We start from the raw sequence: 25,354 nt of genomic DNA, 5'->3' as shown, positions 1-25,354 counted from the left end.
CCTGTCAGTGGGCCCTGCGGCTCCTGGAGAGGTCGGCCAGCATGCGGCTCGAGGCGATCGCTCCGTTGTCGGGGGCGTGCTCGGTGCTGGTCGGCTTGGGGATGTGGTGACGGCGGCGCGGCAGGGGCGCGTCGGGGTCGATGTGCAGGAGTCCGTCGACGACGGAGAGCACGGGCGTGCTCATCCAGTCGAAGCTGGGCACCGCTGCCTTCTCCGCCTCGGCGTGCAGGTCGTCGGAGTTGGTCATGATCCTTCCTTCCCGGCCGGCCCGCGCCGGTCAGTCCGTCGTCCACTCACCGCCAGCGTGGCACCGCGGGGTAGGTGGCGGCTACGTCCCGGAAAAGGTCAGTCATTACGGTTCGGCCCATCGGGGTCATCTCGTCGCCGGTCAGGCCGAACGTAATGGTGTGAGCGCCTTCACCCTTCCGCGCGGGGCACGGCTGTCCGAAGCGTCCTGGGCGGCGCGGCATCGGATCATCAGCGGGCTGTTGTGGTGTCACGTGCCGGTGTTCCTGGTGCTCGGGTTGCTCGGGCCGGGCCCGCTGTGGGAGACGGCGCTGCTGGCCGGGGCGCTGAGCTTCTGGGCCGCGGCGAACCGGATGCTGCCGAGCCCGAAGGCCAGGGCCTCGCACACCAGCGTGGGCCTGATCGCGTGCACGTTCATCGCGATCGAGCTCTCCGGCGGCGAGATGACCGCACACATCCATCTGTACGCCATCCTCATCTTCGTAGCGCTCTACCAGATGTGGGCGCCGCTGATCTCCGCCGTCGTCGTTGTCGTCGTGCACCACGGTGTGCTCGGGCTGCTCGACCCGGAGCGGGTCTTCGGCGTCCACCACATGTCGATCGGCGCGGCGATCCTGATGGTGGCCGTACACGCCGGGCTGGCCGCTCTGGAGGTAGCCGGCATCGTCGTCTTCTGGCACTTCGCGGAGCAGGCCGAACGGGAGAACGAGGTGCTCGCGCGGGAAGCCGAGGAGGCGCGGCGGCAGACCGAACGAGCCGAGCAGGAGGCGCGGGAACGCGCCGCCGAGGACGTCCGGATCCGCTCCGAGCAGGCCGCCGCTCAGGCGCAGCGGATCGCCGACGACGTCGCGGTGATCAGCGCCGAGGCGACCGCCGCGATCTCGGCGGTGGCGGCCGTCGACCGGGAGCTCGGCGCTCTGACGACGTCGGTGCAGGACATCGCGCAGCGGTCCGCGGCGGCGGCCGGCACCGCTGCCGGAGGCAAGGACGCGGCGGCGTCGGCGGGCGAGAAGGTACGGGCGCTCGAACGCTCGGTCGCGGAGATCGCCGAGGTGAACGCGCTGATCGCCTCGCTCGCCGAGCAGACCAACCTGCTCGCGCTCAACGCGACCATCGAGGCGGCCCGGGCCGGTGAACTGGGCAAGGGGTTCGCGGTCGTCGCCGGCGAGGTCAAGGATCTGGCACGGGAGACCGCCACGTCGGTCGAGAAGGTCAACCAGGTGATCACCGCGATCGTGGCCGAGACCGACGACGTGGCGCAGACCTTCGCGTCCACCACCGGCGCGGTCGACGACATCCACGAGCTGCAGCTCAACATCGCGTCGTCGGTGGAGGAGCAGGCCGCCGTGCTCTCCGAGGTGACGATGCAGCTGTCGACCGCCACCTCGGCCGCCGATCAGGTGCTGGCCGGACTCCAGTCGCTGTCCGCCCGCGCCGGATCTTGAACTGTTCCGGTCGTGCGGCCGTACCTGATAGCGCTGCTGGCGCTCTCAGAGGAGCTTACGGAGTTTGAGCAGGTCGAACGGGTTCGCCTTGACGGTGACCTGCCGGGACGCGATCGCGCGGGTGACGTCCAGCTTGCCGTGGATCAGGGCGATCAGGTCGTCGCTCGCCGCGATCAGCGCGATCTTCGCCTTCGGGTCGTCGCCTTCGGCGATGTCGATCAGCCGGCCGCCGGTGATCCGCCCGTGGAACGCGGTGCCGAGATCGGTCACCCGGCACGCCAGGGTGCGGTCGAGATCGAGATGGCCTTGGGCTTCGGCGTTGGCGGCCAGTTTCGCCGCCAGGTCGTGCAACGCTTGCCGGCACTCTTCCACGGTGGCCATCGGCTTCCTCTCTCACGACACCAGCACGGTACCTCAGGTGATTATCGGGGGTGCCCGGTAGCGTGGCACCCGACGCGGCGAGAGGAGACGGGACCATGGCGGATGCATGGCGGGCATATCTGGACCTGGCGCTCGGGCTCACGGAGGCCCCCAGGAAACGGGCGCAGCAGGTCGCCGGGGAGGTGCTCTCCCTGGGCGGAGCTACGGCGGCGCAGGTGCAGGGCTTAGTGGAGGACCTGGTCTCGGCCGGGATGGCGAACCGTGAGGCGCTGACCAACATCGTTCGGTACGAGGTGGACCGCGCGCTCGGGCGTGTCGGCCTCGCCACAGCCGATGAGGTGTCGGATCTGACCACGCGGGTGCACGACCTGGAGCGGCAGCTGCGCGAGGCGCAGTCACATGCCGGTTCGCCGGGTGCCGCCTCCGGTGTGGCCGGTGGTTCGTCCGATCTGCCGGTGGCCGCGGCGGCGCCCGCTCGGCCGGCCAAGAAGACGGTCGCGAAGAAAGCGGTGAAGGCCAAGCCGAACGCGATGCCGGCAGCCGGCACCGGCCCGTCGGTCTCACCGGCCAATGTGGCTTCGGCCGCGCCCGTCACTCCTTCGTCGCCGGTGCGCAAGGCGGCGAAGAAGACGGCGGCCAAGCGCGCGGCGAGCGCCGCAGCGGTGGAGGCAGCTCCGGCCGCGCCAGATTCCAAGATCGCGAGTGCTGGTAGGGCCGGGAGGTCCAAGGTCGCGGGTTCTGGGGGGTCGGCGGGTTCCAAGATCGCGGACTCTGAAAGCCCTGGGAGTTCCAAGATCTCGGGCTCGGGCTCGGGCTCGGGGACGGGCTCGGGGACGGCGGCGGCTAAGCAGGCGGCGGCTAAGCGGGCGGTGGCCAAGCGGGCGCCGAGCAAGAGGGCGGCTGCCGACGGTGGGCCGGGCAAGGACGCGGCGGTCGCTGATGGCGGGCTGACTGCTGAGAGCGCGCCGGTCAAGAAGGCTGTGGCGAAGCGGGCTCCGGCTCGCAAGGCGGCGGTTCCGGCTCAGGCGGTTCCTGTCGAGGATGCGGGTGTTGCGGTTCCGGCGGGTACGGTCGCTGCGCCGGTCAGTGCGGTCGTGGAGGCTGCGGCGGCTACCGAGCTGCCGGCGGTTGCTTCCGCGGCGGGGCCGGTTTCCTCCGAGGCATCGAGCGCTACGGCGGTTTCCGGGGCTGAGATCGCTGCTCCTCGTAAGACCGCGGCGAAGCGGGCGCCGGCTCAGAAGCGGGCGCCGCGTAAGGCTTCGCCGGCGAAACAGACGGCAGCCAGCGCGAACGGGGCGGACGCCGGCACGGTTCAGGGTGGCGCGACTCAGAGCGGCGCGACTCAGGGTGGCGCGGTTCAGGGTGGCGCGGCTCAGAGCAGCGCGGTTCAGGGCGGCGGCACTGAGGGGGCCGCGCGGAAGCGGGCTCCGCGGACGACGGCTGCTGCCAAGAAGGCTGCTGCTAAGACGGTGCCGAGCCAGGTGGCGCCGGCCGAGAGCACGGAGGCGTGATCCTGTGACGTTCCCTTACGCCGCACAGCCCGGGCCTCGTCCGGGGCCGCCGCCGGGTGGGTTCCGGCCGGTTCAGCCCGCCGCACCGCACGGGCAGCCGGGTGCCGGGCCGCACGGGCAGGATGAGCAGCAGCCGGGCGGGGCGGGGCATGTCCGGCCTGGGAATGGGCAGGACACCGGGCATCCCGCGGTGGACGCGGTGCTACGGTCGCTCGCCAACGCCGCGCGGCTGGCACCGGGCGAGCAGATCGCCGAGTACGAGGCCGCGCACCAGGTGCTCCAGGAAACCCTGGCAAGCATCGACCGCTGATACCCCGTACAGAGAAATTGGGTTTGATCTTAAATGGCCCGCCGTGCGCGACTGGATGCCGAACTCGTCCGCCGCAAGCTCGCTCGTTCCCGGGAACAGGCCGCCGCTCTGGTGGCGGCAGGCCGGGTGCAGGTCCGTGGTGTCGCCGCTGCGAAGGTGGCGGCCATGGTCGATCCCGCCGACCCGATCGTGGTGACCGGGGAGGATCCGCAGACCGAGTACGTCTCCCGGGGCGGGCACAAGCTCGCGGGAGCGCTTGCGGGCTTCAAGGAGCTGACCGTCGAAGGGCGGCGCTGCCTGGACGCCGGGGCCTCGACGGGCGGCTTCAGTGACGTGCTGCTGCGCGCCGGCGCCCGGCAGGTGGTGGCGGTGGACGTCGGGTACGGGCAGCTCGCCTGGCCGATCCGCACCGACGAGCGGGTCGTGGTGATGGAACGCACCAACGTGCGGACGCTGACCCCGGAGGCGATCGGCGGGACGGTCGACCTGACCGTGGCGGACCTGTCGTTCATCTCGCTGCGGCTGGTGCTGCCGGCGCTGGCCGCGTGCACCGGCGAGGACGGCGATCTGGCGCTGATGGTCAAGCCGCAGTTCGAGGTGGGCAAGGAGCGGGTCGGCGCCGGTGGCGTGGTCCGGGACTGGCGGCTGCGCGCCGAGGCGGTCATGGACGTGGCGGCCGCGGCGCGGCAGCTGGGTCTGGGGGTGCGGGACGTGACGGCGAGCCCGCTGCCCGGTCCGAGCGGCAACGTGGAGTTCTTCGTGTGGTTCCGGCGGGACGCGCCACCCGCCGATCAGGAGAAGATCGAGACTGTGGTCGAGGCGGGACCAGTGGCTGCTGACCTGGAGGCGAAATGACCCGCTCGGCCCTGCTGGTGACGCACACCGGGCGCAGGCAGAGCACGCAGCACGCTCGTGCGGTGGCGCTGGACCTGATCGCGGCCGGCTTTGAGGTGCGGGTGATCGCCGAGGAGGTCGCCGACATCGACCTGCCGCCCGAGGTGAAGCCGGTGGAGGGCCCGGCGGCGGCCGAGGGCGTGGAGATCGTGCTGGCGCTCGGCGGGGACGGGACGTTCCTGCGCGCGGCCGATCTGGCGCGTCCGGTGAAGGCGCCGCTGCTCGGCATCAACCTGGGCAAGGTGGGTTTCCTCGCCGAGGCGGAGATCGAGCACATCGACGAGGCGGTCGCCAGTGTGGTGGCCGGTGACTACACGGTCGACGAGCGGCTCACCCTGGACGTGCGGGCGGAGTACGACGGCCGCCTGATCGCCGAGTCGTGGGCGTTGAACGAGGTGTCGGTGGAGAAGGGGCAGCGGGCGCAGATGCTCGAGCTGCTCGTCGACGTCGACGGCCGGCCGCTGTCCCGGTACGGCTGTGACGGTGTGGTGTGCGCCACACCGACGGGGTCGACGGCGTACGCGTTCTCGGCCGGCGGCCCGGTGGTGTGGCCCGAGGTGGAGGCACTGCTGCTCGTCCCGATCAGCGCGCACGCCCTGTTCTCGAAGCCGCTGGTGACCGCGCCGACGTCGACGTTCGTCCTGACGGTCGACCCTTATACCTCTTTTGCGGTGCTCTGCTGCGACGGTCGCCGTACCTGGGATCTGCCGCCCGGCTCGAAGGTGACCGTCGAACGGGGGCAGCTACCCGTACGGGTGGTCCGTCTCGCGCCGCGGCCGTTCACCGACACGCTGGTCGCGAAGTTCGAGCTCCCGGTGGTCGGCTGGCGCGGCAATCGACGCTGATCACCTCCCGAGTTGGGCGATTGTCGGTGGGCACCGATACTGTCTGCCCTGTGCTGGAGGAACTGCGCATCACCGGGCTCGGCGTCATCGACGACACCACGCTGAGGCTCACGTCGGGAATGAATGTGATCACCGGCGAGACCGGTGCGGGCAAGACGATGGTGGTGACCGGTCTCGGGCTGCTCTTCGGCGGCCGGGCCGACGCCGGCCGGGTCCGCGCCGACCCGGGCCGTGCCGTCGTCGAGGGCCGGCTGCGCCTGGCGGGGATGCTGGGTGACGCGGTCCGGACCCGGATCACCGACGCGGGCGGCGAGACCGACGACGACGGTTCGCTGCTGCTGAGCCGCACCGTGACGGCCGAGGGCCGGTCGCGGGCGCACGTCGGCGGCCGCAGCATGCCGGTGTCCACGCTCAGCGAGCTCGGCGAGCAGGTCCTGGCCGTGCACGGCCAGTCCGACCAGCTGCGGCTGCTGCGCCCGTCGGAGCAGCGCAATTCGCTGGACCGGTTCGCCGGCCCGGAGCACGAGAAGCTGCTGGACAGTTACCGCGAGGCGTTCACCCGCTGGCGCAAGGTCGTCGACGACCTGGCCGACCGGCGGCGCAACGCCCGGCAGCGGTCGCAGGAGGCCGATCTGCTGAAGCTCGGTCTCGACGAGATCACCCGGGTGGATCCGCAGCCGGGTGAGGACGAGGAGCTGCGCCAGGAGGTGCAGCGGCTGGAGCACGCCGAGGGGTTGCGGGTGGCCGCGGCTCTGGCGGCGCAGGCGCTGGCCGGTGGCGTGGAGGCGGCCGACGACACGCTCGATGCGACGCAGCTGCTGGGCACGGCGCGGCGGACGCTGGAGGGTCAGGCCGGCGTCGATCCGCGCCTGGGTGAGCTGGCGCTGCGGATCGAGGAGGCGGCGACCCTGGTCGGTGACGTCTCCTCGGAGCTGAGCTCCTACCTCGGTGAGCTGGACGCGGATCCGGCCCGGCTGGAGGCGATCTACGAGCGGCGGGCGGCGCTGCGGGCGCTGACCCGGAAGTACGCCGACGACATCGACGGTGTGATCGCCTGGGCGGAGAACGCCCGGGCGAAGCTGGGCGAGCTGGACTCCTCCGATGAGCTGCTGGAGGAGCTGGACAAGGAGCGGCAGCGGCTCGGGGCGACGGTGAGTGAGCTGGCGGGCCGGCTGACCGCGGCGCGGCGGGAGGCGGCCGGGCGGTTCTCCGAGGCGGTCAGTGTGGAGCTGGCCGGTCTGGCGATGCCGCACGCCCGGGTCGAGGTGGCGGTGGTGACCCGCGCGCCGTCGAGGGACGAGCCGGCGGTGACGGTCGACGGTGAGGAGCTGGCGGCCGGCGCGGACGGCGCCGACGAGGTGGAGCTGCGGCTGCTGGCCCATCCGGGCGCGCCGTCGCTGCCGCTGCAGAAGGGCGCGTCGGGTGGTGAGCTGTCCCGGGTCATGCTGGCGATCGAGGTGGTGTTCGCCGGGGCCGGTGGTCCGCCGACACTGGTCTTCGACGAGGTCGACTCGGGGGTGGGCGGCACTGCCGCGGTGGAGATCGGCCGCCGCCTCGCGCGCCTCGCTCGTACCCATCAGGTGTTGGTCGTGACGCACCTGCCGCAGGTCGCGGCATTCGCCGATCGGCATCTGGTGGTCGCGAAGGACACCGGTGGCGCGATCACCACGAGTGGTGTGCGGATAGTGGAGGAGACCGAGCGGGCCCGGGAGTTGTCCCGGATGCTGGCCGGTCTGCCCGACTCGGACCTCGGCATTGCGCATGCCGAAGAACTACTGTCGGTAGCGGCTCGTGAGAAACGTGCGTGAAAAGTCGCATTTGTCGGTGAGGTGGCGCATGTCGCGGGGGGACAGTGTGCGACGGCGTGTCAGGATGGCCGGGATGCGACTTCCCACCTTGCGGCGCACGCGTGCCTCCGAGCCGGGCCCGGTCTCCGGTCTGGTTCGGCTCGACCGGCGCACGAAACGACTGACCGGACGGCTGCGGCCCGGCGAGATCGCCGTGATCGACCACGTCGATCTGGACCGGGTGGCGGCCGACTCGCTCGTCGCCTCCGGCGTCACCGCGGTGCTCAACGCGAAGCCGTCGATCTCCGGGCGCTATCCGAACCTCGGACCCGAGGTGCTGATCCAGGGTGGCGTTGTGCTCGTCGACAGCCTCGGCGAAGACGTCTTCAAGGGGCTGCGCGAGGGGCAGACGGTCAGCATCGACGGCGGGACCGTGCTGCTGGGCGGCGAGCCGATCGCGAGCGGCGACCGGCAGGACGCGGAGACCGTCGCCAAGGCGATGGCCGACGCCCGTGAGGGCTTGTCGGTTCAGCTCGAGGCGTTCGCGGCGAACACTCTGGACTACATGAAGCAGGAGCGCGAGCTGCTGCTCGACGGCGTCGGCGTGCCCGACGTGCTGACCCGCATCGCCGGGCGGCACGTGCTGATCGTGGTGCGCGGCTACGACTACAAGGAGGACCTCGACGTCCTCCGGCCCTACATCCGGGAGTACAAGCCGGTGTTGATCGGGGTGGACGGCGGCGCCGACGCCCTGGTGGAGAACGGCTACACCCCCGACATGATCATCGGCGACATGGACTCGGTCACCGACGACGTGCTGCGCTGCGGCGCCGAGGTGATCGTGCACGCCTACCCGGACGGGCGGGCGCCGGGTCTCGAGCGGGTCAGCAACCTGGGGGTCGACGCGATCACCTTCCCGGCCGCGGCCACGAGCGAGGACCTCGCGATGCTGCTCGCCGACGAGAAGGGCGCGTCGCTGATCGTGGCGGTCGGCACCCACGCGAACCTGGTCGAGTTCCTCGACAAGGGCCGTGGCGGCATGGCGTCGACGTTCCTGACGCGTCTCAAGGTCGGCGGCAAGCTGGTCGACGCGAAGGGCGTGAGCCGGCTCTACCGACAGAACATCTCCGGGTCGGCGCTGCTGCTGCTGGTGCTCTCCGCGCTGGCGGCGATGGCGTCGGCGGTGGCCGTGTCCACGGTGGGGAAGGCGTACCTCACCGTCGTGTCCGAGTGGTGGGACAATTTCGTCTTCCAGCTCGGCAATCTTTTCTGAGGTAGTCGTGATCAACTTCCGGTACCACGTGGTGTCGCTCACCGCGGTCTTCCTCGCGCTCGCGATCGGCCTGGTGGTCGGCACCGCGGCGCTCAACGGCCCGGTCTCGGAGAACCTGCGCACCAACCTCGAGGCGTTGAAGAAGGACAACGACGTCCGGCGCGATCAGGTGAACCAGCTGCGTGACGAGCTCAACCGCGGCCAGGACTTCGCGACCGAGATGGCGCCGGTGGTGCTCGCCGGCAAGCTGACCGCCCGCAAGATCGCGGTGGTGTCGCTGCCCGGGGCCGACGAGTCCGCAGACGGCGTGGCGAAGATGCTGAACGTGGCCGGCGCGACGATCACCGCCCGGGTGTCGGTCGAGGAGAAGTTCTTCGACCCGAACTACACCAACGAGTTGCTCGACCTGGCCGACCAGTCGTCGCAGCCGAGCATTCCGGTGACCTCGCTGCCGCGCAACAGCGACGGCGTGGAGACGGCCAGCGCCCTGCTCGCGCTCGCCCTGGAGCAGGGCTCCACCTCGCCGACGCCTGATGACGTCACGGCCGTGCTGACCGCGCTGGGCAAGGCGGGCTACCTCGCGGTGGAGGACAACGCGACCGGCGGCGCCGAGGCGACGGTGCTGGTGGCGGCCGAGCCGGCGACCGACAAGGACGCGACGACGAAGAGCCAGTCCGCCGTCACCGTGGCGACCCAGTTCTATCAGCGGCGCCCGCTCGTGGTGGCCGGTGACGGCGCGGGTGAGGGCAACCTGGTCTCCGGCGTGCGCAGCGACCCCACGCTGGTGAAGCAGATCTCCACGGTGGACAACGTCAGCACCGTGCAGGGTCAGCTGGCGACGGCGATGGCGGCCGGCGAGCGGCTGGTGCAGAACCGGATCGGTCAGTACGGTCTCGCCGCGGGCGCCACGTCGATGGTGCCGTCAGCGGCGCCGTGACGCCGGCGACTAAACTTCCGGGCCATGGCCTTCCTCCGCTCGTTCGGCATCGGTGCGCTCGTCGCGCGGACCGCGCTCGGCTGGGTGCGGCGCGACCCGAACGCGGGTGACCTGCGCCGGACCAACTTCCACGGGCGGACGGTGACGCTCGCCGGCGGTCCCACGCTGGCTCTGGGCGCCACCGCGGGCGCTGCCGCGGGCAGCGCGACGACCCGGCTCGCGGCCGCCGCGGTGACCGCCGGCGCGGTGAGCGGCGCGGTCGGCTTCTACGACGACGTGGTCGGCAACCGGCCGGATCAGAAGGCGTTCAAGGGCTTCGCCGGTCACCTCGGCGCGCTGCGCGAGGGCAAGGTGACCAGCGGCCTCGTGAAGATCGCCGGAGTGGGCGCGGCCGGGCTGGCGGCGTCCGCGCTGATCGGCAGCCGGCGCAGCGGCTCGTTCGGCAAGGGTGTGGACGTGCTGCTCGGCGCCGGGGTGATCGCCGGTACGGCGAACCTGCTGAACCTGCTCGACCTGCGCCCGGGGCGTGCGATCAAGGCCGGTGCGATCCTCGGGGCGCCGCTCGCGGTCGGCAGGGGCGGCGCGATGACGGCGGGGACGCTCGGGGCGGGCGCCGCGCTGCTGCCGGCCGACCTGAACGAGGAGATCATGCTCGGCGACTCCGGGGCGAACGCGCTGGGTGCGCTGCTCGGTGTCGCCTTCACGGCCCGGACCGGCACGGCCGGCCGGCTGGCGGCGCTCGCCGGGCTGGCCGCGCTCACCGCCGCCAGCGAGCAGATCAGCTTCACCAAGGTCATCCAGGACACGCCGTGGTTGCGCGCTGTGGACGAGTTCGGCCGCCGGCCTCCCGAAGCGTGAGCCGCACCGCCAGGAAAGGGCTCGCCGGGGCCGCCGCCCTCATCACGATCCTCACCGTGGTGGCCCGGCTGGCCGGGTTCGCCCGCACGTTCGTCTTCCTGCGCACGGTCGGCCACGAGAGCCTCGGCGACGTCTACAACGCCGCGAACGTCATCCCGAACATCATCTTCGAGCTGGTGGCCGGTGGCGCCCTGGCGAGCCTGGTGGTGCCGCTGCTGGCCGGTTCGGTGGCGGCCGGCGACCGGGAGCGGGTGCACGCGGTCGCCTCGGCGCTGCTGAGCTGGGTGCTGGTGCTGCTGGTGCCGATCGCGCTGCTGCTCGCCGCGCTGGCCGGGCCGATCAGCGGCCTGCTGCTCGCCGACGCGCCGGCGCAGAACCAGGAGCTGGCCGCGAGCATGCTGCGGGTCTTCGCACCCCAGCTTCCCCTGTACGGCGTGGGCATTGTGCTGGCGGGCGTCCTGCAGGCGCATCACCGTTTCGCCTGGCCGGTGATCGCGCCGCTGCTGTCCAGCGTGACCGTGATGGGGGCGTACCTGGCGTACGCGGTCGCCGACGGCGCCAAGACCGGCATCGCCGGGTTGTCGGTGACCGGTGAGGCGCTGCTGGCCTGGGGTACGACGCTCGGCGTGGTGGTGCTGTCGCTCTGCCTGGTCGTGCCGCTGCGCGGGCTGGACCTGCGGCTGCGACCCTCGCTGCGGTTCCCGGGCGGGGAGGGGCGCAAGGCGGTCCGGCTCGGCTGGGCGGGGGCCGTCACGGTCGGCTCGCAGCAGGTGATGACGCTGGTGGTGCTGTTGCTGACCGCTGCCGGCGGGTTGACGATCTACAACACGGCGCAGACGGTGTTCCTGCTGCCGTGGGCGGTTCTGGCCGTGCCGCTGGCCACGGCGGTGTATCCCCGGTTGTCGGCCGCTGCCGAGCACGGGGATGAGGAGGGCTATCGGGCGGCGTTGAGCTCGTCCGCCCGTACCGTCGTGGTGCTCGCGGGGTTGGGGGTGGCCGCTCTCGTAGCGCTTGCCGAGCCCGCCGCTCATCTGATCGACGCGCCGCCGGCCGCGGAGGGCATCGTCGGTTTCGCGCCCGGACTTTTCGGATATGCCCTCTTTGCACTCCTCTCTCGTGCGCTCTACGCGCGGGGGGCCACGCGCGCTGCGGCGGGCGCGACGGCGGCGGGATGGTTCGTGGCGGCCCTCGCGGCTCTTGTCCTCATCAAAGCGGACACTTTGGGCCTGGGGCTCGCCAACAGCGTCGGCATGACGGTGCTGGCCGTCCTGCTGGCCGCCGCCGTACACCGGCACGCTCCGAGATCGCTGGCCGGCCTGGGCAGAGCCACCACCGCCGCGGTGGTCGCGGCAGCAGCGGCAGGCGGCGCCGGCTGGTGGGTGGTGCAGCGGTTGCAAGGGCCCACCCCGAGCGTTCTCGGCAGCCTCACCGAGGGCATGCTGGGCGGTGTCGTGGTAGCCGTGGTCTACGCCGCGGTGGTGTGGACGCTGGACCGGGAAACGATCAGAAGGCGAGGACGCGGCGCGTGAGCAGCGACGACAACTGGCAGGGCTCGGTCGTGCTGGTGCTGGCCTCCAGCACCGGCGGGATCGGCCAGCACGTCGCCTCGCTGGCCCGCGGCCTGCAAGCCGCCGGCTGCCGGGTGCTGGTCTGCGGCCCGGCCGCCACCGACGCGCACTTCGGGTTCAGCGCGAAGGGGCTGGAATTCGCCCCGGTGGAGATCCCCGCCGACCCCGGGCCGCAGGACTCCGGCGCGATCCGGCAGCTGCGCAAGGCGATCGCCGGCCGCGACGCCCAGGTGATCCACGCGCACGGCCTGCGCGCCGGTTTCGTGGTGTCGCTGGCCCGCACCGGCCTGCCGGTCGTGGTGACCTGGCACAACGCGGTGCTCGCCCGAGGCCTCAAGGGCCAGGCCGGCGCGCTGCTCGAACGGATCGTGGCCCGCAACGCCACCCTCACGCTCGGCGCCTCGGAGGACCTGGTGCAGCGGGCCCTGACGCTGGGCGCGAAGAGGGCCCGGCTCGGCCCGGTCGCCGCGCCCGAGCTGGCCGCCCCGAAACGCACCCGGTCGGCGGTCCGCGCCGAGTTCCGCCTGAAGCCTGCGACGCCGCTGATCCTGTCGGTGGGCCGCCTGCACCCGCAGAAGCGCTACGACCTGCTCGTCGACGCCGCGGCCCGCTGGCGTGAGCTCAGCCCCGTGCCGGTGGTGGCGGTGGCCGGTTCCGGACCCAGCTACATGCCGCTGGCGCAGCGGGCGTCGCAGGTGCACGCCCCGTTCCACCTGCTCGGTCACCGCACCGACGTGCCGGATCTGCTGCTCGGCGCCGACCTGGCGGTGGTGACCAGTGACTGGGAGGCGCGGCAGCTGTTCGCCCAGGAGGCGCTGAACGCCGGGGTGCCGCTGATCGTCACGGCCGTCGGCGGGCTGCCCGGCCTGGTCGGTGACGCGGCGCTGCAGATCCCGCCCGGTGACCTGGAGGCGCTCGACGAGGCGGTCCGCCGGATGCTGGCCGACCCGGAACTGCGCGCCGGCTATGCGGCCCGCGGCCCCGTCCAGGCAGCGAGCTGGCCGCGGGAGGCGGACGTGGTCACCGACGTGCGGGCCGCGTACGCCGAGGTCACCGCGTGAGGAGAAGCTGGTTCCCGTACCTGCTCGTCGCCGTGGTGGCGCTGGCCAGCCTGGCCGGGCTGGCGATCCGCCCGGCCGAGCAGGCCCGCCGCGGCGCCGCCGACTACGTGGTGGTGGCCGCCGCGCCGGGCCTGCGCTGGGAGGACCTCGACCCGCAGCGCACCCCGGCGCTGTGGCAGGAGGCTTCACAAGGGTCCGTGGGCTGGCTGTCCGTGCGTTCGGCCCATGACGTGACCTGCCCGGCCGACGGCTGGCTGACCCTGGGCGCCGGCAACTACGCGGCCTGGGACACCCGTGAGGTGACCGGGAAGTGCGCCGCCGCCGAACCGCGGCTGGACCGGCCCGACGACATCGGCGCCAGCGTCACCGACCAGCGCACCGTGGTCCGCAACAACCAGGAGCGGATGCCGTACGGGACCACCCCGGGCGCCCTGGCCGAATCGGTGCGCTGCACGTACGCGATCGGCCCCGGCGCCGCCATCGCGGCGGCCCGCCCGTTCGGCCGCGTCGACAAGTACGCCCCCGAGCTGCCCGCCGACCCGCGAGCGGCGCTCGGCGACTGCGTGCTCAGCATCGTCGACCTCGGCACGATCAGCGGCTCGGGCGCCGACCGTCAGGCCGCCGTGGCCGCCGCCGACGCGACCCTGGCGAGGGTCCTCGCGGCCCGCCCGGAACGCTCGCTCATGCTCATCGCCGGCCTCTCCGACACCGACCCCACCTCGCGGCTGCACGTCGCGATCGCCGAGGGGCCCGGCTGGGAGAACGGCTGGCTCACCTCGGCCGGTACCGGGCGCGACGGCTACCTGCAGCTCGTCGACCTGGCGCCGACGGTGCTGTCGGCGCTCGGCCGCCCGTCACCGGAGAAGCTGTTCGCCGGGTACGCGGCGACGGTCTCGGAGGGGCGCCCGGCCGACCCGGCCGCGGCGATGCAGGGCGAACACGACGCCGATCGCCGGGCCATCGCCCAGCGCGGCGTCGCCGAGATCTTCTTCACGGTGCTCGCGATCGTGCAGTTGCTGCTCTTCGCACTGGCGGTCCCCGTACTGATCAGGGCCCGCCGCCATGCCGGACCGGCCGGACCGCCGCTGCCCCCGCCGAGGCTGGTCGCCGCGATGGAGGCCGCGCTGATCGCGGCAGGTCTCGCCATCCCGGCCGCGCTGATCGCCGACCTGGTGCCGTGGTGGACCAGTGAGCACCCGGCCTGGATGTTCGGCGCCGCGACCGGCGCCCTGATGATCCTCGGCACACTGCTGATCCGGCTGACGCCGCGCTACCCGCGCACGCTGCTGCCGATGGCGGCGGTCTCCGCGACGGCCGTGCTGGTGGTCGCCGCCGACCTGGTCACCGGCGCCCGGCTGCAGCTCAACGGGGTGGCCGGCTACTCGGCGGTGTACGGCGTCCGCTACTCCGGTGTCGGCAGCGTCGGCCTGGGCGTCTTCGTGGCCGGTCTGCTGCTGCTGGCCGGCTGCGTGGCGCAGCAGGTGACCCGGCAGTGGCGCCCGCTGGTCATGGTGATCTTCGGCGGGCTGGGTGTGGTCGTGGTCGGCAGCCCCTACCTCGGCGCGGACCCGGTCGGCGCCATCGCGGTGACCGCCGGTGTCTGCGTGGCGGCGGCGATCAGCACCGGCGGCTGGCTGACGTTCGCGCGCTTCGCCTGGGCGACCCTCGCCGGTCTCGCCGTCACGATCGGGTTCGCCGTCTTCGATCTGAGCCGGCCCACCCTGGAACAGGGCACGCTCGGCCGGTTCCTCACCGCGCTCGCCAACGGCACGGCCGGCCCGGCCATGCAGCGGGCCGCGGCAGCGAGCGGCCAGGCACTGCTGGACAGCCCGCTGACGCTGCTCGCGCTCTTCGGTGGCCTGATGCTGGTCTTCTGCCAGTTCTCCCCGTGGGGTGGCCTCTACCGGCTCTACGGGCTGCATCCGGCCGTGCGGGCCGGCATCGCCGGGACGATCATCGCGACGCTGATCGCCGGCGTGTTCGGCGGCACGGCGCTCGGGGTGTCCGGCACGGCGGCGGCGCTCGTGGTCCCGATGGCGGTGCTGGCCGCGCTGCGGGTGCTGCTGCACGCCGCGGACCGGACCCCGCCGCCGGGTGAAACGGACGGACCGGGCGGGCCGCTGATGCGCAAAACGGACGAAGAGTCGGAACGGATCCCATGACACGCTGCCGGAGCAGCCCGAACGGCGCCGCTCCGGCAAACAGTGTTACGGTGAATTCCCGTGGATGGGGCCTGGTCTCCGCCGCAAAGTTGAAGAAACACAGGCGACCACGGGAGCGGGCCTTGGCCTCAACAGTGCGCGACACGCGGCACATCTTCGTCACCGGGGGCGTCGCCTCCTCGCTGGGCAAGGGCCTCACCGCCTCCAGCCTCGGCAATCTGCTCACCGCCCGCGGTCTCCGCGTCGTGATGCAGAAGCTCGACCCCTACCTGAACGTCGACCCCGGAACGATGAACCCGTTCCAGCACGGCGAGGTCTTCGTGACCGAGGACGGCGCCGAGACCGACCTCGACGTCGGGCACTACGAGCGGTTCCTCGACCGGGACCTCTCCGGCAAGGCGAACGTCACGACCGGCCAGGTCTACTCGGCGGTCATCGCCCGGGAGCGGCGCGGTGAATACCTCGGCGACACCGTCCAGGTCATCCCGCACATCACCAACGAGATCAAGAGCCGGATCTTCGCGATGGCCGACCCGGACGAGTCCGGCAACGTGCCGGACGTCGTGATCACCGAGGTCGGCGGCACGGTCGGCGACATGGAGTCGCTGCCGTTCCTCGAGGCGATCCGCCAGGTCCGGCACGAGGTCGGCCGCGACCACGTCTTCTACCTGCACGTCTCACTGGTGCCCTACCTGGCGCCGTCGGGTGAGCTGAAGACCAAGCCGACCCAGCACTCGGTGGCGGCGCTGCGCAACATCGGTATCCAGCCGGACGCCCTGATCTGCCGCAGCGACCGCGAGATCCCCGAGAAGATGAAGCACAAGCTGGCGCTCTACTGCGACGTCGACGCGGAAGCCGTCATCGCCTGCCCGGACGCGCCGAGCATCTACGACATCCCGAAGGTGCTGCACGACGAGGGCCTCGACGCCTACGTCGTGCGCCGTCTCGGCCTGTCGTTCCGCGACGTCAACTGGAAGCAGTGGAACGACCTGCTGGAGCGGGTGCACCACCCGAAGCGGACCATCACGATCGCGCTGGTCGGCAAGTACGTCGACCTGCCGGATGCGTACCTCTCGGTCACCGAGGCGATCCGCGCGGCCGGCTTCGGCAACACCGTGAAGATCCAGATCCGCTGGGTGCCGAGCGACAGCTGCGAGACCCCGGCCGGCGCCGCCACCGCGCTCAAGGGCGTCGACGGCATCGTCATCCCGGGCGGCTTCGGCGTGCGCGGCATCGAGGGCAAGGTCAACACTTCCCGGTACGCGCGGGAGAACGGCGTACCGATCCTCGGTCTGTGTCTCGGTCTTCAGTGCATGACCATCGACGCGGCCCGTCACCTGGCGGGTCTGACCGGCGCGAACTCGCTGGAGTTCGACGAGACCGCCACCTACCCGGTCATCTCGACGATGGCCGACCAGGAGGACATCGTCGCGGGCAAGGGCGACCTGGGCGGCACCATGCGTCTCGGCGCCTACCCGGCCGCTCTGAAGGAGGGCTCGATCGTCGCCGAGGTGTACGGCTCGACCGAGATCTCCGAGCGGCACCGGCACCGCTACGAGGTGAACAACGACTACCGGGACAAGCTGGCGCAGGCCGGCCTGGTCTTCTCCGGCACGTCGCCGGACGGCCGCCTGGTCGAGTTCATCGAGCTGGACCGGGACGTCCACCCGTACTTCGTGGCGACCCAGGCCCACCCGGAGCTGAAGAGCCGCCCGACCCGGCCGCACCCGCTCTTCGACGGCCTGGTGAAGGCGGCGATCACCTACGCCTCCGCCGACGAGCTGCCGGTGCTGACCGAGCCGGTCCCCGCGGAATGAGTTTCACCCACGAGCGGCTGTCCCGGACGCCGCGCTACGACGGCGCGATCTTCTCGGTCTACACCGACGAGGTCAGCATGTCCGACGGCTCGTCAGCGCCGCGCGACGTGGTGGAGAACCGCGGCGCCGTCGTCGTGGTCGCCCTCGACGAGCAGGACCAGGTGGTGCTGATCAAGCAGTACCGTCACCCGGTCGGCAGGCACCTCTGGGAGCTGCCGGCCGGCCTGCGCGACGTCGAGGACGAGGATCCGGCCCTCACCGCGGCCCGGGAGCTGGCCGAGGAGGTCGACCTGCGGGCCGCCCGCTTCGACCGGCTCGTCGACCTGCACACCTCCCCGGGCTTCTCCGACGAGTTCGTGCTGATCTACCTGGCCCGCGACCTGACACCGGTCCCGGCCGGTGAGCGGCACGTCCGCACCGCCGAGGAGGCCGACCTGGAGGTCCGCCGCGTGCCGTTGGACGCGGCGGTGGAGATGGCCTTCCGCGGCGAGATCACCAACGCGGCCGCGGTGACCGGCATCCTCGCTGCCGCGCGTGCGCGCGACGCGGGCTGGGCTCCGCTCCGCTCCCTCTGAGCGTTCCGGCGCCGGGCCGTTTCTGGTCCGGCGCCTTTTTCCTTGTACGAAGGCCTGCCCCGCTCTCGACGGAGTGACCGCCGGGATCCGGCACCCCGCACTCCTCGCCGGGTGATGGTTGTGTGCCGGATTGCGGGGTAGGAACCTGTGCTGTGAGCGTTCCTAAGCTGAGGTCCTTCGTCCTCGACACACGTGACGCGCGACGGCTTGCCGAGTTCTACCGTCATCTGCTCGGGCTGGAGTACCGCCCGGGCGACGAGCCGTCCCCCGGCGACGACGGGGAGAAGGACTGGCTCGTGCTGCTCGGCGACGACGGGTCGTGGCAGCTCGCCTTCCAGGAGACCAAGGGGATCCGGCCCACGACGTGGCCGGACGACGGAGTGCCGCAGCAGATGCACCTGGACACCGCTGTCGGCTCCAAGAAGGAGCTGGATCGGCAGCATGAGCGGGTGCTCAGTCTCGGTGGGACGCTGAGGTTCGACCGCAGTGACGACCCGCAGGAGCCGCTGCGCGTCTACGCCGACCCGGACGGCCACACCTTCTGCGTCTTCGTCGGCTGAAGCCTGAAGCAGTAGAGCCCGCCGTTTCCACCCAGGTAGAGATGCCGGCTGTCGGTATGCCATGCCGAGGTGGTCAGCGAACCGTTGACCCGGGTCATGGCGATCACCCGGCGATCCTCGACGTCCCAGATGCGTGCCGTGCCGTCGGACGAGGTAGAGCTGAGGAGGCGCCCGTCAGGGGAGACCGCGAGGGATGACACGGCGCCCGCATCGGCGCCGAGCCGTGCGATCTGCCGCTGCCCGGCCGGGTCCCAGAGCCGGATGGTGCGGTCGTCACCGCCGCTGGCCAGCCACGTTCCGTCCGGGGCGGCAGCAAGGGCGTTGACGGTGGCCGAGTGCCCGTGCAGCGTGGCGAGCTTCTCTGCGGAGTCGCAGGCCCAGATCCGGACCGTGGCATCACTTCCGCCGCTGGCGAACCATGAACGGCCGGGCAGGAAGGCGAGCGCGGTGACGGCGCCGGTGTGGCCGGTCAGTGTGATGGCGGGCGAGTAGGCGCTGAAATGAACGAGGATGATCCCACCGTCGCGGCAGCCTGCGGCGAGCCAGTCATCGGAATGCGCGACGACCTGTGCGTCCGCCTTCTCGGACAGGCCGTGCTGTGACCGGCCGGCGGGCCACCATATGCCGACGTGCCGCGTGGATGCCATCGCCAAGCGGCCGGCGGGCGAGACCGCGAGGCCGTGGACTTCGAAACCGCTGGAGATGGCGTCCTCGTCCGGTCGGCTCTCGCCGCTTCGCCAGATCCGTACCTCCCCGGCCTTGTCGTCGCTTTGCAGCGCGAGCCAGGTCCCGTCAGGTGCGACGGCGACGGCCCTGATCGGTGCGCTGAGCCACGTCCGGCTCACCCGGTCGCCGTGCTGGCTGACGCTCCACATCCGGAGGGCGCCGTCGTTCCCGGCGGTGGCGATCCATTCTCCACCGGGAGACACCGCCAGCGCGCTGATCTGCCCCGAGTGGCTCACGATCGAAGTGATCTCCTGGCCGGTTCGCGCATTCCAGAGATGAGTGGATCCGTTCTCGGTGCCCGCTGCGATCAACGATCCGTCCGATGCGGCGGCCACAGCGACAATCTGGACGGTCGCGTCTCGGTCGGACAGGGCGAATTCCCGCGTCCGCCCGGCAATCTCGGCCGCCCAGGACTTGATGATGCGGGATCTGCCTCCCACCAGGTGGCTGCTGTTCGGAGTGACGATGCCGATGGTGTGGCGTCCCAGCAGGCGGGTGCCCAGTGCTTCGTTCGTGGCGTTCCACGTCGTGCGGACCCCTTCGAAGTCCGTGATCGTGACGGAACGTCCGTCGGGTGCGATGTCGATACCGGTCACCCAGGCGGCGAAGTCCGGCACGCAGGGCCGGGGGCGGGGTCTGCGGCGTTGTTCCCGGTCGCGGTCCGGGCGTCGGGATTGCCGGAGCTGCGATATTTGACGGCCGGACCTCGGATCCCACAGCCGGGCCGAGCCGTCGGCGCTCCCCGTGGCGAGCCAGGCGCCGTCGGCTGAGATCGCCAGCGCTGACACCTCATCCTGATGTGCCACGATCGACCGGAGCGGGCGGCCGGTGGTGACGTCCCACAGCCGGAGTGACCCGTGGTGGTCACCGCTGGCGAGCCAGGTTCCGTCCGGTGACACCGCGAGCACTGTCACCTCACGCCGGTGGATGCCGAGCTTCCGCGCCTCCTGACCGCTGTCCGGGTCCCAGAGCCGGACCGCGCCGTCGTCGCCTCCGCTGATCAGCCGGCGCCCGTCCGGAGTGATGACGAGAGCGTTGATCCCGCTGGTAGGACCACGCAGGGCGCGGCGGAGCGCTGGATCCGGAAGATCGGGGAGAGGCCAGACGCTGGTGAGTGACGACTGCTGGGCGAGAAGTCTCGCCTGTACGGCCCATCCGTCGCTGTGCGCCACCCGGTCGTAGAAGATCTCGGCACGTGACCGGGCCGGCTCGGCCGGGCCCAGGAGATGCGCCGACTGCTGCAGCAGCCGGTTGAGCAGGCGCGCCCGTGAGGTGTCGACGTGCGCGAGGTCGGCCGCCGGCGCCGCCGGCCCGTTGTCTTCCAGCCGAGTGGTGACCCAGCACAGGTTCGTCGCGACTTCCTCAGCCTCCCCGTGGCGGCCGCTTGCGAGCAGATGCTCGATGAGGTGGTCGCGGAGATACCTGCTGTTCTCCGGGAGGTCCCACCACGGCGTCACCCGGACGGAATCCAGCAGAAGGGTGTGCAGCCGTCGCAGCTCAGCGGGGGTGAACCCCTGGGCCAGGTAGTCGCGGACGACGTCGTGCAGGCTGATCGTGCCGCCGCTGTCGGTGCCGCTCAGGGAGAGCAGGGCCAGGTCGGCGAGCCGGGCGCACAACTGCCTGGCCTCCGCCTCGCCGACGTTCCCGGTCTTCTGCCAGAGCGCCGCGACCAGCGACACCGGCACCACCTCGTCCTCGACGAAGATCGCCAGCTGGCCGAAGAGCGCCCGTTCCTCCGGTCTCAGCAGGCCGGCGCCGGCTTCGATGGTGGCGCTGACCGCCTTGTCACGCTGCTGAGGGTCGTTGATGTCCAGTTGCGCGGTGTCGACGCGGTTAAGGCGGTCCACGGTGAGCGGGCCGTCGTGGTGCAGCCGTGCCAGCAGTTCGCGGCTGACCGCGGCGACGTCGGCCCGGGATCGGAGCTGATCGACCATGACCTTGTTGACCAGGCGCAGCAGCAGCGGCCAGTTGCCGGTCTCGGTGAGCAGCCGATCGATGACGTCCTCCGGCGGCGGGCGGGGGAGGTCGGCGGTGAGCACGAGCCGGGCCTGCTCGGGTGACATCTGGTCGACGGCGACCGGCACCGCATCCGGGCCGACCAGGGTCGCCACGCGGGTGGTGACCAGCCGCGCGCATCGGCCCGTCACGGGGAACGCCGCCAACTGGTCGTCGAACCAGACGTCGTCCAGGATGACGAGCCGCCTCGGACCCTCGGCGAGAACGGCTGCCAGGTGGTCGGCTGCCTGTCCTATGTCGGTGAAGGGTTGGGCCCGCGCCGGATCGATCTGCTTGACCAGGTCGTTGACCTTCTCGACGAGTGCCCCGCGGCGGGCGTCGCGGCCGAGCGTCACCCAGTACACGCGGCGGCCGAAGTGCCTGGCGATGCGGGCGTCGGCGCGGACCAGGCGGGCGATGGTGGTTTTGCCGAAGCCGCCCGCGCCGTGGACGGCCGTGGTGATGCCGACCGTCGTGGAGCCGCGCCGCAGAGCGCGGATGATGGCGGCCAGCTCGCGGGGCCGGTCCACCATCCACGGCTCGGGGCGCTGCGAAGCGGGGATCAACGCGGTGCGCTGTGACTCGTACCCGCGCTGTGCCCACCAGATCAGCCACCCACCGAGGGCGACCAGAGGCACCGAGGCCGCCGCCCAGCGGAGTGGATGGTCGTCCATCGTGGGGAACCAGGGCGCGTCCCCGCCGGTCGCTACGTTGATCGCTACGGCGGAGAGCAGCGTGGCGGTGGACAGAAGGAGACCGGCCAGGACCACCGCGAGCATCCGCACGGTTCCATCAAAGACGGTTCAGCGCTTGATGGCGACCCCGCCGGACGATCGCCGGCCGGGGTCAACCCGGCTGGGGCGCCGGCGTCGGTGCCCCAGCCGGGGAGGCGCGAACGGCAGGCCGGAACCGGAAGCAGTAGAGCCCGCGATCGCCGCCGGCGAACAGGCGGGTCCCGTCCGGATGCCAGGCGCAGGCGACCGCCCTCGGCTCCACGCGCGTCATGGCGGCGACCTCGCCGTCGGCCAGGTCGAGGATCCTCACGCTGCCGTCCCGGGTGGTGATCGCGAGCCAGCGGTCGTCCGGGCTGACCGCCAGGCAGGTGACGTCATCGGCCGCACGGCTCACGAGTTCGCCGCGGGCATCAGCGCGGGTGTCCCAGCGGCGGACGGCCCGGTCGTCGCCGACGCCGTACAGCCATCGGCCGTCGCCGTCGAAAGCGAGCACCCGGACCGTTCCCGCGGTGTTCTGGTACTGGCGCACGAGCACTCCACCTGCCGCGTCCCAGATGCGGATCCTCAGGTCCGCGCCAGCGCTGGCGAGGCGTTCGCCCCGGGCCGGAACGGCGATCGCGGTCACCCCGCCGGGGTGCCCGTGCACCGTGAGGATCGTGCCGCCGGGCTCCAGCGACGACAGCCGGATCTGTCCGTCCGGCAGCGCGGCCGCGACCCATCGGCCTCCCGGGCCGAGGGCCAGGAGAGGGGACCGCGCGGTACGCACCGGGTCCACCCGGTCCCGGACGCCGTGCGGGGACCAGTGCTCGACGATGCCGTCGGTGGTGACGGCGACGATGCCCCTGCCGTCGTTGTGCAGGGCGATCGCGCGCGCGCCGATGACGTGGACGTGCAGGTGATCAGCGGGGGAGTCGTCGAGGCAGATGGGGCGCCGGCTCGCATCGCCGGCGTACACGAGCCGGCTACCGTCCGGCGCGACGGCGATCGCGGAGGCGGGGAAGCGCAGCCGTGACTCCGCAGCGCGCTCGTCCAGCGAGCGCAGATGCCACGTCCGGATGGTGCCGTCGGCGCCCGCGCTGGCGAACCAGGAGCTGTCCGGTGCGACGGCGAGAGCGTTGATCCGCCCGTGATGAGCGACGATCTCGGTCGGCTGTTCGCGGCCCCGGACCTTCTTCACGAAGATGGACCCGTTGCCGGCGGTGCCGATGATGTGGTGGTGGTCCGGGGTGGTGGTGATCGAGTCCGCAGCACGGGGCAGTTCGCCCAGCGCGAGCGTCGCCGAGGTGTGCAGATAACGGAGATAGAGGCCCCGATCGACCTGCATGATCGCGAAGGGGTTCCCGTCGATTCCGAAGTCCATGGACATCACGGGGTGTCCGTAGGTGTTCGAGTTGAGCTCCTGCTGCTCGACCCGGGCGACCCAGGTGTAGCTGTGGCCCGAGCCGGTCACGGCGCTGATCGTGTGGCCGTCGTCGGTGGTCCGCAGGCTGACGATGGCGAACTCCGGGCTGGGCGACTGCAGGAGCGGTACGAAGTGCCTCAGCCGCGCGACCTCCCGTCCGGTGACGCGGCTCCAAACCTTCACCGCGCCGCGGGCACATCCGCTGGCGAACCAGTCGCCGCCCGGCGCGATCAGGAGGGCCGTCACCTCCGCGTCGTGGCCGGCGCGCTGGGTCGGAGGCTGATCGGAGTGGGTGTTCCAGATGGACAGGACGCCATCTCGGTCACCGCTGACGATCCAGGAGTCGTCGGGGGCGATGGCGAGAGCGGTCAGGCGAGCCGACGGCCCGGCGAACCGCCCGGTCTGCTCGCCGAGATCGGCGTCCCATATCCGGATGACTCCGTCCTCGCCCGCGCTCGCCAGCCAGGACCCGTCCGAGGCGATTGCCAACGCGTTGATGTCGAAGGTCTGGCCGTAGAAGCCGCGGCGGAAGGCCGGATCGGGCAGGTCGGGAGGGTGCCACGCGCTGGACAGGACCGCCTGGGCGGACAGCGCTCGGGCCTGTTCTCCCATGTCGTCGTCGTGGGCCAGCCGGTCGATCAGGATCTCCGACCGGGACCGCGCCGGCTCGGTGGGCGCGAGCAGGTGAGCGGTCCGCCCGATCAGGTGTCCCAACCGCTCCGCCATGCCGCCGCCGGCGACGGCGAGGTCGGCGGCCGGTGACGCGGGCCCGTTGTCCTCCAGCCGGCACGTGACCCACCGCAGATCCGTGGCCACCGACGCTGCCTCACCGGCCCGGCCGGCCGCCACGAGATGCTCGATCAAGTGATCGCGGAGGTAGCGTTCGTGCGGTGCGAGCTCCCACCAGTTCCGCAAGTTCCGGGCATCGAGCAGGATCCCGTGCAGCCGCTTGACGTTCTCCGGGCCGAGGGCGCGCGCCAAGTAGTCGCGGATGACGTCGTGCAGGCTGAGGGTGCCGTCGCCGGCGGCGTCGAGGTTCATCAGGGCCAGCCGGGCGAGCCGTGCGGACAGGCTCCGCGTCTCGGCGATGCTCATGGCGCCGGTCGCCCGCCAGAGCATGCCGGCCAGCGTCATCGGAACCACCTCGTCCTCGATGAAGACGGCCAGTTCGGCGAAGCGTGCGCGCTCGTTCTCGGTCAGCAGGCCGGTTCCGGCCTCGATCGTGGCGCGGACGGCCTGGTCGCGCTGGGCCGGATCGTTCACGTCCAGCTGCTGGGCGTCGGCGCCGGTCAGGCGGTCGACCTCCAGCGCGCCCTCGCTGCGCAGCTGTTCCAGGAGGTCGCGCCCGATCCCGGGGAGGTCGGCCCGGGACTGGGACTGATCGAGGATCACCTTGTTGATGAGGCGCAGGAGCAGCGGCCAGTTGCCGGTCTCCACGAGCAGGTCGTGGACCACGTCCGGTGGCAGCGGTGCGGGCAGGTCGGCGGTGAGCACGCGTCGCGCCTGCTCCGCCGACATCTGATCCACCCGGACGGGTACGCCCTGGCCGATGACCAGGCCGGAAATCCTGGTGGTGACCAGCCGGGCGGCCCGGCCGGCGGCCGGGAACGCGCTCAGTTGATCGTCGAACCAGACATCGTCGAGGATCACCAGCCGGCGTGGGCCGTCCGCGAGCACGGCGGCCAGGTGATCGGACGCCTGCCGTACGTCGGTGAAGGGCTGAGCCCGCGCCGGATCGATCTGCCGCACCAGATCGTTGATCTTCTCGACGAGTGCGCCGCGGCGCGCGTCGCGGCCGAGCGTCACCCAGTAGACGCGCCGGCCGAAGTGACGCAGCACGCGCCGGTCGGCGCGGACCAGCCGGGCGATCGTCGTCTTCCCGAAGCCACCCGCACCGTGCACCGCGGTGGTGATGCCCACCGTTCGTGAGCCGCGCCGGCGGCGCAGCGCGCGCACGATGGCGGTCAGCTCGCGGGGCCGGTCGACCATCCACGGCTCCGGGCGCTGCGCCGCGGGTATCAGGGCGGCCAGCGACGCCTCGTACCTGCGCTGCGCCCACCACAGCAACCAGGCGGCGAGGGCGAGAAGCGCGACCGAGCCGGTAGCCCACCACAGCGGCCGTCGATCCATCGTCGGAAACCACACGGCGTCGCCACCAGTCGCGACATTGATCGCCACGGCGGACAGCGTGCTTGCGGCGGCCACCAGGAGACTGGCCGAGAGGACCAGGAACATCCGCACGCGCATCATCCAATCGGAATCGGACG

The 25,354-nt window shown here is 71.8% G+C and carries 17 protein-coding genes and 1 pseudogene; 14 read left to right on the top strand and 4 right to left on the bottom strand.

The features are described from left to right. Window positions 1-4: 4 nt before the first annotated feature. Complete coding sequence (locus tag EP757_RS00555) at window positions 5-247, bottom strand: hypothetical protein (protein WP_127542255.1); 243 nt, start codon at window positions 245-247, stop codon at window positions 5-7. A gap of 160 nt (window positions 248-407) precedes the next feature. On the opposite strand from EP757_RS00555, the gene EP757_RS44560 reads away from it, so the two are divergent. Then, window positions 408-1,691, top strand: coding sequence for a methyl-accepting chemotaxis protein (locus EP757_RS44560; RefSeq protein ID WP_305031818.1), 1,284 nt, complete (start codon window positions 408-410; stop codon window positions 1,689-1,691). 45 nt (window positions 1,692-1,736) lie between these two features. Here the strand turns inward: EP757_RS44560 and EP757_RS00545 are convergent, their stop codons facing one another. After that, entirely contained in the window at window positions 1,737-2,072 is a 336-nt protein-coding gene (locus EP757_RS00545) for an SCP2 sterol-binding domain-containing protein (protein WP_127542253.1), read from the bottom strand. Window positions 2,073-2,167: 95 nt separating this feature from the next. Here EP757_RS00545 and EP757_RS00540 point away from each other — a divergent pair. From EP757_RS00540 to EP757_RS00475, 13 genes and pseudogenes are all read left to right on the top strand, one after another. After that, window positions 2,168-2,734 (top strand): annotated as a pseudogene (locus tag EP757_RS00540) (phasin family protein); the annotation flags it as partial. A gap of 1,192 nt (window positions 2,735-3,926) precedes the next feature. Continuing rightward, a complete protein-coding gene (locus EP757_RS00530; RefSeq protein ID WP_127542251.1) occupies window positions 3,927-4,748 on the top strand; it encodes a TlyA family RNA methyltransferase in 822 nt (273 codons plus the stop codon). Continuing rightward, entirely contained in the window at window positions 4,745-5,632 is an 888-nt protein-coding gene (locus tag EP757_RS00525) for an NAD kinase (protein WP_127542250.1), read from the top strand. Before EP757_RS00530 ends, EP757_RS00525 begins: the two co-directional genes overlap by 4 nt. Window positions 5,633-5,682: 50 nt before the next feature. Then, on the top strand, window positions 5,683-7,440 hold the full coding sequence (recN, locus tag EP757_RS00520) for a DNA repair protein RecN (protein ID WP_127542249.1): 1,758 nt from the start codon (window positions 5,683-5,685) through the stop codon (window positions 7,438-7,440). A 73-nt stretch (window positions 7,441-7,513) separates the two neighbouring features. After that, window positions 7,514-8,692 carry a putative cytokinetic ring protein SteA gene (steA, locus tag EP757_RS00515; protein ID WP_127542248.1) on the top strand — a complete coding sequence of 393 codons (1,179 nt, stop codon included), beginning with the start codon at window positions 7,514-7,516 and terminating at the stop codon, window positions 8,690-8,692. 7 nt (window positions 8,693-8,699) lie between these two features. Continuing rightward, entirely contained in the window at window positions 8,700-9,629 is a 930-nt protein-coding gene (locus EP757_RS00510) for a copper transporter (RefSeq protein WP_127542247.1), read from the top strand. A gap of 24 nt (window positions 9,630-9,653) precedes the next feature. Beyond that, window positions 9,654-10,487, top strand: coding sequence for a hypothetical protein (locus tag EP757_RS00505; protein WP_127542246.1), 834 nt, complete (start codon window positions 9,654-9,656; stop codon window positions 10,485-10,487). Then, a complete protein-coding gene (gene murJ / locus EP757_RS00500) occupies window positions 10,484-12,016 on the top strand; it encodes a murein biosynthesis integral membrane protein MurJ (protein ID WP_127542245.1) in 1,533 nt (510 codons plus the stop codon). Before EP757_RS00505 ends, murJ begins: the two co-directional genes overlap by 4 nt. Beyond that, window positions 12,013-13,116, top strand: coding sequence for a glycosyltransferase family 4 protein (locus tag EP757_RS00495; protein WP_127542244.1), 1,104 nt, complete (start codon window positions 12,013-12,015; stop codon window positions 13,114-13,116). Before murJ ends, EP757_RS00495 begins: the two co-directional genes overlap by 4 nt. Continuing rightward, window positions 13,113-15,278, top strand: a complete 2,166-nt coding sequence (locus EP757_RS00490; RefSeq protein WP_127542243.1) for a hypothetical protein — start codon at window positions 13,113-13,115, stop codon at window positions 15,276-15,278. Before EP757_RS00495 ends, EP757_RS00490 begins: the two co-directional genes overlap by 4 nt. 122 nt (window positions 15,279-15,400) lie before the next feature. Next, a complete protein-coding gene (locus EP757_RS00485) occupies window positions 15,401-17,095 on the top strand; it encodes a CTP synthase (RefSeq protein ID WP_127542242.1) in 1,695 nt (564 codons plus the stop codon). After that, on the top strand, window positions 17,092-17,670 hold the full coding sequence (locus EP757_RS00480; protein ID WP_127542241.1) for an NUDIX hydrolase: 579 nt from the start codon (window positions 17,092-17,094) through the stop codon (window positions 17,668-17,670). The genes EP757_RS00485 and EP757_RS00480 overlap by 4 nt, the downstream gene beginning before the upstream one ends. A gap of 152 nt (window positions 17,671-17,822) precedes the next feature. After that, window positions 17,823-18,230: a VOC family protein gene (locus EP757_RS00475; RefSeq protein ID WP_127542240.1), complete on the top strand. Its 408-nt coding sequence runs from the start codon at window positions 17,823-17,825 to the stop codon at window positions 18,228-18,230. On the opposite strand, the gene EP757_RS00470 is transcribed toward EP757_RS00475, so the two are convergent. Together EP757_RS00470 and EP757_RS00465 are read right to left on the bottom strand one after the other, a co-directional pair. Further along, window positions 18,185-21,730: an NB-ARC domain-containing protein gene (locus EP757_RS00470; RefSeq protein ID WP_232050770.1), complete on the bottom strand. Its 3,546-nt coding sequence runs from the start codon at window positions 21,728-21,730 to the stop codon at window positions 18,185-18,187. The two genes, EP757_RS00475 and EP757_RS00470, sit on opposite strands and share 46 nt — an antisense overlap. Before the next feature lie 67 nt (window positions 21,731-21,797). After that, window positions 21,798-25,322 (bottom strand): NB-ARC domain-containing protein, encoded by a 3,525-nt coding sequence (locus EP757_RS00465; RefSeq protein ID WP_232050769.1) that lies wholly within the window; start codon window positions 25,320-25,322, stop codon window positions 21,798-21,800. Between the last annotated feature and the right edge of the window lie 32 nt (window positions 25,323-25,354).

This window comes from Actinoplanes sp. OR16, assembly GCF_004001265.1.
Lineage (GTDB): Bacteria > Actinomycetota > Actinomycetes > Mycobacteriales > Micromonosporaceae > Actinoplanes.
Note: the sequence above shows the minus strand (reverse complement) of the source record. Positions and strands in the feature narration are given on the sequence as shown.